This window comes from Pseudomonas sp. 15C, assembly GCF_055484735.1.
This window is the reverse complement of the sequence record NZ_JBUDGD010000056.1, coordinates 24,306-33,161: the sequence shown is the minus strand read 5'-3', so window position 1 is coordinate 33,161 and position 8,856 is coordinate 24,306. Positions and strand designations below refer to the sequence as shown.

The following is an 8,856-nucleotide window of genomic DNA, read 5'->3' as shown; positions in this document are numbered from 1 at the left end:
GCCGCGCTCCAGTTGGCTTGCGCTGCGCCCAGACCGGTGTTGCGCGATGCGCCGAGCAGGTCCCGCGCCGCAACGATGCGCACGACCATGCATGAGATCGAAGGCCAGCCGTTTTTCGCCGACCCGCGTGAAGTGCTCGCCAACGTCGTGCGCAAGTTCGACGACATGGGCCTGACCATTTGCGCAGCGTTCGAACTGGAGTTCTATCTGATCGACCAGGACAACGTTAATGGTCGTCCGCAGTCGCCACGTTCGCCGGTGTCCGGCAAGCGTCCGGTGTCGACTCAGGTCTATCTGATCGACGATCTCGACGAATACGTCGATTGCCTGCAAGACATCCTCGAGGGCGCGAAAGAGCAGGGCATCCCGGCTGACGCCATCGTAAAGGAAAGCGCCCCGGCGCAGTTCGAAGTCAACCTGCATCACGTCTCCGACCCGATCAAGGCCTGCGATTACGCGGTGCTGCTCAAGCGTCTGGTGAAGAACATCGCCTACGACCATGAGATGGACACCACCTTCATGGCCAAGCCGTATCCGGGCCAGGCGGGCAACGGTCTGCATGTGCACATTTCGATTCTGGACAAAGAAGGCAACAACATCTTCGCCAGCGAGGATCCCGAGCAGAACGCCGCGCTGCGTCACGCGATCGGCGGTGTGCTCGAGACCCTGCCGGCGCAGATGGCTTTCCTCTGCCCGAACGTCAACTCGTACCGCCGCTTCGGCGCGCAGTTCTACGTCCCGAACTCGCCGAGCTGGGGCATCGACAACCGCACCGTGGCCGTACGCGTGCCGACCGGTTCAGCCGACGCCGTGCGCATCGAGCACCGCGTCGCCGGCGCCGATGCCAACCCGTACCTGCTGATGGCCTCGGTGCTGGCCGGTATTCACCACGGTCTGACCAACCAGATCGAACCGGGCGCCCCGGTCGAAGGCAACAGCTACGAGCAGAACGAACAGAGCCTGCCGAACAACTTGCGAGATGCCTTGCGCGAGCTGGACGACAGCGAAGTCATGGCGCGTTACATCGACCCGATGTACATCGACGTGTTTGTCGCGTGCAAGGAGAGCGAGTTGGCCGAGTTCGAGAACTCGATTTCTGATCTTGAGTACAACTGGTATTTGCATACGGTCTGAAGATCAAAAGCCCCTCACCCTAACCCTCTCCCAGGGGGAGAGGGGACTGAGCCGGGGATGCTCGGGAAATGCTGCGATCTGAACCTGCTGTACCGAATCCATATTCGACTCGGTCGTTCAGGTCGGCGCAGATTTTGAGCCTCCCCCAATCGGTCCCCTCTCCCCCCGGGAGAGGGCTAGGGTGAGGGCAACCCTCTCAAGCCAGACACAGCAACCAGACCACCCCAATCCCCCTCGTCGAGCCAAAACAATGACCAGAACCCGCAACGACTGGGAACACCACTTCCAGTCCCTGACCGTCGAAGCCCGCGCTTTCATCAACGGTGAATACCGCCCGGCGATCAGCGGCGAAACCTTCGAATGCCTGAGCCCGGTCGACGGCCGTTTTCTCGCCGCGGTCGCCAGCACCGGTGAAGCCGACGCCAACCTCGCCGTCGAAGCCGCACGCCAGTCTTTCAACTCCGGCGTTTGGGCGAAAAAAGCCCCGGCCGAGCGCAAGCGCGTCCTGATCCGCTTCGCCGATCTGATCCTGCAACACCAGGAAGAACTGGCGCTGCTGGAAACCCTCGACATGGGCAAGCCGATCAGCGACTCGATGAGCATCGACATCCCTGCGGCCGCCAACGCGATCCGCTGGAGCGCCGAGGCGATCGACAAGATCTACGACGAAGTCGCCGCCACGCCGCACGACCAACTCGGCCTCGTCACCCGCGAGCCTTCCGGTGTGGTCGCGGCCATCGTGCCGTGGAATTTCCCGCTGATCATGGCCAGCTGGAAATTCGCCCCGGCGCTGGCGGCGGGCAACTCGTTCATTCTCAAACCGTCGGAAAAATCCCCACTGACGGCGATTCGCATCGCCCAGTTGGCGCTGGATGCCGGCATTCCCAAAGGCGTGTTCAATGTGCTGCCGGGCTTCGGCCATACCGTCGGCAAGGCGCTGGCGCTGCACATGGACGTCGACGTGCTGGCCTTCACCGGCTCCACGGCGATCGCCAAGCAACTGATGATTTACGCCGGGCAAAGCAACATGAAACGCGTCTGGCTCGAAGCCGGCGGCAAGAGCCCGAACGTGGTGTTTGCCGACGCGCCGGACTTGCGCGCGGCAGCAGAAGCGGCGGCCAGCGCCATCGCCTTCAATCAGGGCGAAGTCTGCACGGCCGGTTCGCGCCTGTTGGTCGAGCGATCGATTCGCGAGCAGTTCATTCCGCTGCTGGTGGAAGCGTTGCAAGCGTGGAAACCGGGGCATGCCCTCGACCCGGCGACCACCGTCGGCGCCGTGGTCGATCAGCGTCAACTGGAAAACGTGCTGCGCTACATCAGCATCGGTCGCGAGCAGGGCGCCGAGCTGATCGCCGGCGGCCAACGCACGCTCGAAGAAACCGGCGGCCTCTATGTGCAACCGGCGATCTTCGACGGCGTGACCAACGCGATGACCATCGCCCAGGAAGAAATCTTCGGCCCGGTGCTGTCGCTGATCACCTTCGACACCGCCGAAGAAGCGTTGCAGATCGCCAACGACAGCATCTTCGGCCTCGCCGCCGGTGTGTGGACGAGCAACCTGAGCAAGGCGCACACCTTCGCCCGTGGCTTGCGTGCCGGCAGCGTCTGGGTCAACCAGTACGACGGCGGCGACATGACGGCGCCGTTCGGTGGCTTCAAGCAATCGGGCAACGGTCGCGACAAATCGCTGCACGCTTTCGACAAGTACACCGAGCTGAAAGCGACCTGGATCAAGCTCTAATTCTTTTACAGCGGCGGCCGCCAGTGTCTGGCGGCCATCGGAGAAATTTATGAAACAGCAACACGTCAACAGCTACTACGCCGCCACCCGCAACGAAGTCATCGACTTCCCGACCCTCGAAGAGTCGGTCGAATGCGACGTCTGCATCATCGGCGCCGGTTATACCGGCCTGTCCTCGGCGCTGTTCCTGACTGAAGCGGGCTATAAAGTGACCGTGCTCGAAGCGGCGAAAGTCGGCTACGGCGCCAGCGGTCGCAACGGCGGGCAACTGGTCAATTCCTACAGTCGCGACGTCGATGTGATCGAAGCGCGCTACGGCGACAAGACCGCGGCAATCCTCGGCAGCATGATCTTCGAAGGCGCCGACATCATCCGTTCGCGCATCAAGGATTACGACATCCAATGCGATTACCGCCCGGGCGGTATTTTCGCAGCGATGAACAAGAAACAACTCAACGGTCTGGCTGAGCAGAAGCGTGGCTGGGAACGTTACGGCAACCGCAATCTGAAGATGCTCGACGCGGCTGAGATTCGTCGTGAAGTCGGCTCCGACGCCTACGTTGGCGGTTTGCTGGACATGCAGGGCGGCCACGTTCATCCGTTGAATCTGGCGCTCGGTGAAGCGGCGGCGATCGTGCGCTTGGGCGGCAAGATCTACGAGCAGTCGGCTGCGGTGGAAATCACCTATGGCGAGCCAAACATCGTGCGCACTGCCAAAGGCCAGGTCCGTGCCAAGTACCTGCTGATCGCCGGCAACGCCTACCTGCCACAAGGCCTCGACAACCGCGTGACCGCGAAAAGCATGCCGTGCGGCTCGCAGATCGTCGTCACCGAACCGCTGACCGAGCAGCAGGCGCGCAGCCTGATCACCAACAACTACTGCGTCGAAGACTGCAATTACCTGCTCGATTACTATCGCCTGACCGCCGACAACCGCCTGCTTTACGGCGGCGGTGTGGTCTACGGCGCGCGCGAGCCGGACGACATCGAGCAACTGATCCGCCCGAAAATCCTCAAGACCTTCCCGCAGCTCAAGGACGTGAAGATCGACTACCGCTGGACCGGCAACTTCCTGCTGACCATGTCACGCATGCCGCAATTCGGCCGCATCGAAAAAAACGCCTATTACATGCAAGGCTACAGCGGCCACGGCGTCACTTGCTCGCACCTGGCCGGCAAACTGATCTCGGAAATGATCCGTGGCGACGCCGAACGCTTCGACGCCTTCGCCTCGCTGCCGCACATGCCGATGCTCGGCGGCCGCACCTTCTCCGCGCCGCTGACCGCCCTGGGCGCCGTCTACTACTCGCTGCGCGACCGCTTCGGCGTCTGACTTACCACCCCGGCGGTGACCCCAAACCCCGCCGGTTTTCACTACGCAATAGCACTGATGTCCCCCTGTGGGAGCTGGCTTGCCAGCGATAGCGGCCTTTCAGCAAAAGGGATGTTGAATATGCCATCCAATCGCTGGCAAGCCAGCTCCCACAGGACTTCTGTTTACCGGGAATAATCACCAGCAGGCTCATTTCAGCCACCATCCATCGAACCTGCTGAGCATCACCGGCAAACGTGATTTAATAGCCGCCTTTCACGGTTCCGGGACACGGGAGCAACGTGATCCGCGCGACCTGCGCGTCACCCGCCACCCACCCCCATCGTCCTTGTCGTTCTCACATAAGGCTGTCATGGATACGGGTTCTCGACTCAAACTAGTACGCGAAAGCTACAAACTCTCCCAGCGCGAGCTGGCCCGGCGTAGCGGCGTGACCAATGCCACCATCTCGCTGATCGAACAGAATCGTGTCAGTCCTTCCGTCAGCTCATTGAAAAAGTTGCTCGAAGGCATACCGATGTCCCTGGCCGACTTCTTCACCTTCGACCAGCCGCCGCGCGAACATCAATACGTCTTCCGCGCCAACGAACAACCCGACCTCGGCCGCCACGGCCTGCGCCTGCTGCTGATCGGCGCCTCCGTCCCCAGCCGCCAGATGCGCCTGCTGCGCGAACAATACGCCCCCGGCGCCAGCTCCGGCGACGAGCCGATCGTGCATGCCGAAGGCGAGGAGTGCGGGCTTGTGACCCGTGGCACCGTGGAATTGACGGTGGACGGGCAGGTGAGTGTGTTGAGTGCGGGGGACGGGTATTACTTTCCGACGACATTGCCGCACAAGTTTCGCAATATTGGGGCGGATGAGGCGGAGATCATCAGCGCGAATACGCCAGCGAATTTCTGAGTTTCGACATAATTGATCTACCGGACGATAACCACTCGTCCGGCGCATCGCACGTTCGCCGCGCACCTTCTTCCAATGCTGTAACTCCCCACGCAACGGAAGAGCCACCATGCAGAACCATAAACTTGCGGTAATTGCCCTCGCGGCGTTGCTGTTCGGCAGCTCGCCGTACACGCTCGCTGCTGGTGAAACGTCGACCCCGACGGCGAGCGACGGCACCAGCCAGACGCGTGAACCGGCGTCTCCAGCCACCAATGCCGACCCGGATGCCGAATCGCTACCCAAGGGTGGTGACGGTGGCAAGACCGACAATGGGCCGGTGCCGTCTGCCTCCAAGCCCAGCCCTGCGGGTCAACCATCCGGTAGCAGCAGCGGGGGTAGCGGCGGCGGTTGATAGACCGAGCACTAGAATGCCCGGTCTGTTAAGCCGTGCTTTAGAGATTGTTTTGATGACCCGATATCTCTTCCGAGGTGTCGGGTTTATTCTTGCCATTCGTCAGCCGCACCGCATTTTCACCGCGCACCTGCTTCCAATGCGTAACTCACCCCCGCAAAGGAAACAGCCAACATGCGCCCAGTCAACTTCGCAGCACTGACCCTCGCCACTCTGTTATCCGCCACCTCCCTCTACGCAACGGCCGCCAACGATACCCCGGCGCCGACCGCCAACGACGGCAACAGCCAGACCAACCCGAGTGCGCCGGAAGACATTCATTCCAATGGCGCCACCGTGCCGAAAGGTACGCAGGGCAATACCACCAACAACGACGGCTCGACCCCTTCGGGCGGCAAGCCCAGTGGTTCGAAACAATCGAACGACAGCGGCACCAGCAGCGGTGCCGGCGAAGGTTAAGCATGTTTCGAATGCAGCAAGCCCGGCATGTAGCCGGGCTTTTTTATGGGGAAACTCTGAATGGCTGATGGCTATTTCGCCTTCCAGTTGCCCCCGCTATTTTCACAGTCGATCTTCGCCTGTTCCAGATGCTCGCCGCCGTAGTAATAGGTGGTCACTTGCGCGTTATCCGGCAGGTTCAGTGGTTGGGCGCTTTTGTCTTTGCTGGTGGAATGCGGGTTGGCCAGGGATTCCTGGGTGAGGCGGGCGGTGCAGGTGGCCTGGTAGTGGTCCTCGCAGCGTTGGACTTTTTTCTTGGTGGCGTTGAGGGTGTCTTTGCTTTCGTTGCTGCACGACCAGTTGATTGAGTCCACCGGCACGCCTTCGTATTCATAGCAACTGTGGGTTTCGACGGCGGGCACTGCGGCGCTCGAAGAGCGGGTCTGGACGTCGCAGCCTTCGGCCATGACGCAGGTGGGGATGATGGCAAACGTGGCGATCAGCAACAGCAATCGGGTTTTCATCGGCAGTTCCTCTCCAATGGCGCCGCGTCTGATCGGTGATTTGGCGCTTGTCTGCTTTCGAGGTGGCGAAGGCGTGCAGGGTTCCATCTGCTTCGCGATGGGTGATCTTCGCGTACACTGCGCAACAATCAGAAACATTCAGCGCCCAAGGATTGGACCGTCGCCATGATCGAAATCGGCCGCCGCAACATCGCCCCCGCTTCGCAGCATCCGTTTCACGATATCTATCTTTTCCACATCGACCCCGCAAAACCCGATACGCCGTTCTGCTTCGAGCAGTCGATGGGCGGCGGGCACATGGAGCATGGCGGGGCGCGGTTTCTCGCGCTGGATGAACTCGACGCGTGGTCCGGCGACTGGCGCGACCACTTGAGCAAAGCCGATTGCGCCTGGGTGGCCGAGTTGATCGATGCCAACCCGCACGCCGATCAAGCGACGCTGGTGGCGTTGATTCTTCAGCGTCACGCAGCACCCGCGCGGCCAGTCGGGCGCTGGAAAGCCTTCTGCAACTGGCTCAAACGCAATATCCACGTCGGCGGCCGTTACGGCATCTGACCTTCGGAGATTCTTATGACCCAAACCCTCGAACGCGCTATCGCCATCGCCGCCACGGCCCACACAGGGCAAGTCGACAAGGGCGGTGCGCCGTACATTCTGCATCCGCTGAAAGTCATGTTGCGCATGACCACGCTGGAAGAACGCATCGTTGCTGTGCTGCACGATGTGGTCGAAGATTGTGGCGTCAGCCTGAATGATTTGCGCGAGGAAGGCTTCAGCGAAGAAGTGCTGACGGCGATTGCATCGGTGACGAAAGCGCCCGGTGAGTCCTATGAGGATTTCGTCGACCGCGCCGCGCAGAACCCGATCGGCCGGGCGGTGAAACTGGCGGATCTGGAAGAGAACAGCGATATCTCGCGGATCGCCTCACCGGGTTGGGAGGATCTGGAGCGGATCGAGAAGTATCGGCGGGCGATTGCGCGGTTGCGCATGTAGAAAGCAGGGCATTCCCTGTGGGATCGGTGGTGCTTCAGTTGATAGCCAGGAAGGCGACTATGAAATCAGTTATTTGCTTGTTGATTGCTGCCGGTTTCGGCGCGTTGTTGCAGTTCGAAGGCGTCCCCCATGGCTTGCTGCTGGGCTCGATTATCGTCACCGCAGTGTTCGCCAGTAAAACCGGCATCGCACCGGCCACCCCCTATGGACTCGGCTACATCCAGGTCACGCTGGGGATCGCCACCGGCCTGATGTTCGAGGCGTGGGACAGCGCGACGGCCTCGGCGCTCTTGCCCAGCCTCGGTGTATTGCTGATTTGCCTGACCGTACAGATTGCATTGGCCGGATGGTGGCTGACCCGCGGCGCCGGCTGGAATCGCACCGATGCGCTGCTGGCGGTTTATCCCGGTGCACTCGCAGCGGTGTTCGATTTGCTCGAATCGGAAAAGGCCTCGAGCAAGGTCATCATCGTTCACTTGATGCGCTTGCTGCTGATCACCGTGCTGGTGAGTTTCTTGATACCCGGCCAGTCCGCCATCGCGGTTGCCGATGGCGATCCATTGACGACAGGCATGGCGCTGACCGCGTGTGCTGTCATCGCGCTGAGCGTACTGCTCGGCCGCCTGCTGCTGATGATCGGCGTACCGGCGCCGTTCATGCTCACCGCGATCATCATCACCGCCGTGTTCGTCAAATCAGGATGGCTGCACGGTTTTCACATGCCGGACTGGAGCCTGAACCTGGCCGCGCTGATTCTCGGCGTGCGCATCGGCTCACGGTTCCAGGGCCTCGGCTTCGCCGAACTGGCCCGGCACGGGCGCACAGCGCTGGTCTCGGTTGGCTTGATGATCGTGGTCGCTGCAGTGTTCGCCGAAGTCGCGGCGCGGTGGCTGGGCAACGATCCGCTGTCGTTATGGCTCGCTTACATGCCGGGCGCGATCGAGACGATCGCGATTGTCGCGTTTGGTGGCGGGCTGAATGTGGTGTTTATCCTGACGCATCATTTGAGCCGGATGGTGTTGCTGCATTTCGCGCCGGCGTTGTGGGTGCAGGTGCGGCGGGTGAAAGAGGAAGCCTGACTCGAGCTGATGCCAATCTGATACGGCGTGTCAGTTAAATCCATCCCCCTCACCCCAGCCCTCTCCCCCAAGGGGGGCGAGGGGGAAGGGAGCCGATCTCGGTGCTGTTCGAAATTTGAGTTCGGCTCGAAATCTCAGGTCGCCGTCGCTCGAACTTCCAACGCGGCCGGCTCCCTCTCCCTCCGGGAGAGGGAAAGGGAGCCGATCGTGGGCTGTTCGAAATTGGAGTTCGGCTCGATATCTCAGGTCGGTGTAGCTCGAACATCCAACGCGGTCAGCTCCCTCTCCCTCTGGGAGAGGGCTGGGGTGAGGGCAATGC

General features: G+C 61.4%; 9 protein-coding genes and 1 pseudogene. 9 read left to right on the top strand and 1 reads right to left on the bottom strand.

All coding sequences use genetic code 11. The features are described 5' to 3' along the window. Nucleotides 1–69: 69 nt before the first annotated feature. The 6 genes and pseudogenes from ACYYKW_RS22085 to ACYYKW_RS22060 all read left to right on the top strand — a co-directional run. Nucleotides 70–1,134, top strand: a pseudogene (locus tag ACYYKW_RS22085) (glutamine synthetase family protein); the annotation flags it as partial. A gap of 250 nt (nt 1,135–1,384) precedes the next feature. Then, nucleotides 1,385–2,875 carry an aldehyde dehydrogenase gene (locus ACYYKW_RS22080; RefSeq protein WP_464991163.1) on the top strand — a complete coding sequence of 497 codons (1,491 nt, stop codon included), beginning with the start codon at nt 1,385–1,387 and terminating at the stop codon, nt 2,873–2,875. 49 nt (nt 2,876–2,924) lie between these two features. Beyond that, nucleotides 2,925–4,208, top strand: coding sequence for an NAD(P)/FAD-dependent oxidoreductase (locus tag ACYYKW_RS22075; protein WP_336354550.1), 1,284 nt, complete (start codon nt 2,925–2,927; stop codon nt 4,206–4,208). A gap of 352 nt (nt 4,209–4,560) precedes the next feature. Next, nucleotides 4,561–5,109 carry a cupin domain-containing protein gene (locus ACYYKW_RS22070; protein ID WP_093102357.1) on the top strand — a complete coding sequence of 183 codons (549 nt, stop codon included), beginning with the start codon at nt 4,561–4,563 and terminating at the stop codon, nt 5,107–5,109. A 109-nt stretch (nt 5,110–5,218) separates the two neighbouring features. Further along, nucleotides 5,219–5,503 (top strand): hypothetical protein, encoded by a 285-nt coding sequence (locus ACYYKW_RS22065; protein ID WP_090282863.1) that lies wholly within the window; start codon nt 5,219–5,221, stop codon nt 5,501–5,503. 174 nt (nt 5,504–5,677) lie between these two features. Then, nucleotides 5,678–5,962: a hypothetical protein gene (locus ACYYKW_RS22060; RefSeq protein WP_206415979.1), complete on the top strand. Its 285-nt coding sequence runs from the start codon at nt 5,678–5,680 to the stop codon at nt 5,960–5,962. Nucleotides 5,963–6,033: 71 nt separating this feature from the next. Here ACYYKW_RS22060 and ACYYKW_RS22055 read toward each other — a convergent pair whose 3' ends face one another. After that, the gene (locus tag ACYYKW_RS22055) at nt 6,034–6,465 is read right to left on the bottom strand and encodes a hypothetical protein (protein WP_206415980.1); all 432 of its coding nucleotides are present in this window, start codon (nt 6,463–6,465) and stop codon (nt 6,034–6,036) included. Nucleotides 6,466–6,630: 165 nt separating this feature from the next. Here ACYYKW_RS22055 and ACYYKW_RS22050 point away from each other — a divergent pair, with 165 nt between their 5' ends. From ACYYKW_RS22050 to ACYYKW_RS22040, 3 genes are read left to right on the top strand one after another with little or no spacing between them, the layout of a single operon-like run. Beyond that, nucleotides 6,631–7,020, top strand: coding sequence for a hypothetical protein (locus ACYYKW_RS22050; protein ID WP_464991162.1), 390 nt, complete (start codon nt 6,631–6,633; stop codon nt 7,018–7,020). A gap of 15 nt (nt 7,021–7,035) precedes the next feature. Next, nucleotides 7,036–7,458: an HD domain-containing protein gene (locus ACYYKW_RS22045; protein ID WP_336354552.1), complete on the top strand. Its 423-nt coding sequence runs from the start codon at nt 7,036–7,038 to the stop codon at nt 7,456–7,458. Between the two features lie 59 nt (nt 7,459–7,517). Then, on the top strand, nt 7,518–8,537 hold the full coding sequence (locus ACYYKW_RS22040) for an AbrB family transcriptional regulator (protein ID WP_464991161.1): 1,020 nt from the start codon (nt 7,518–7,520) through the stop codon (nt 8,535–8,537). Nucleotides 8,538–8,856: the final 319 nt, after the last annotated feature.

What these genes read in the sequence shown, in the direction of transcription:
- ACYYKW_RS22080 (WP_464991163.1), top strand. Translation starts at nt 1,385, where the DNA reads ATGACCAGAACCCGCAACGACTGGGAACACCACTTCCAGTCCCTGACC.
- ACYYKW_RS22075 (WP_336354550.1), top strand. Translation starts at nt 2,925, where the DNA reads ATGAAACAGCAACACGTCAACAGCTACTACGCCGCCACCCGCAACGAA.
- ACYYKW_RS22070 (WP_093102357.1), top strand. Translation starts at nt 4,561, where the DNA reads ATGGATACGGGTTCTCGACTCAAACTAGTACGCGAAAGCTACAAACTC.
- ACYYKW_RS22065 (WP_090282863.1), top strand. Translation starts at nt 5,219, where the DNA reads ATGCAGAACCATAAACTTGCGGTAATTGCCCTCGCGGCGTTGCTGTTC.
- ACYYKW_RS22060 (WP_206415979.1), top strand. Translation starts at nt 5,678, where the DNA reads ATGCGCCCAGTCAACTTCGCAGCACTGACCCTCGCCACTCTGTTATCC.
- ACYYKW_RS22055 (WP_206415980.1), bottom strand. Translation starts at nt 6,465, where the DNA reads ATGAAAACCCGATTGCTGTTGCTGATCGCCACGTTTGCCATCATCCCC.
- ACYYKW_RS22050 (WP_464991162.1), top strand. Translation starts at nt 6,631, where the DNA reads ATGATCGAAATCGGCCGCCGCAACATCGCCCCCGCTTCGCAGCATCCG.
- ACYYKW_RS22045 (WP_336354552.1), top strand. Translation starts at nt 7,036, where the DNA reads ATGACCCAAACCCTCGAACGCGCTATCGCCATCGCCGCCACGGCCCAC.
- ACYYKW_RS22040 (WP_464991161.1), top strand. Translation starts at nt 7,518, where the DNA reads ATGAAATCAGTTATTTGCTTGTTGATTGCTGCCGGTTTCGGCGCGTTG.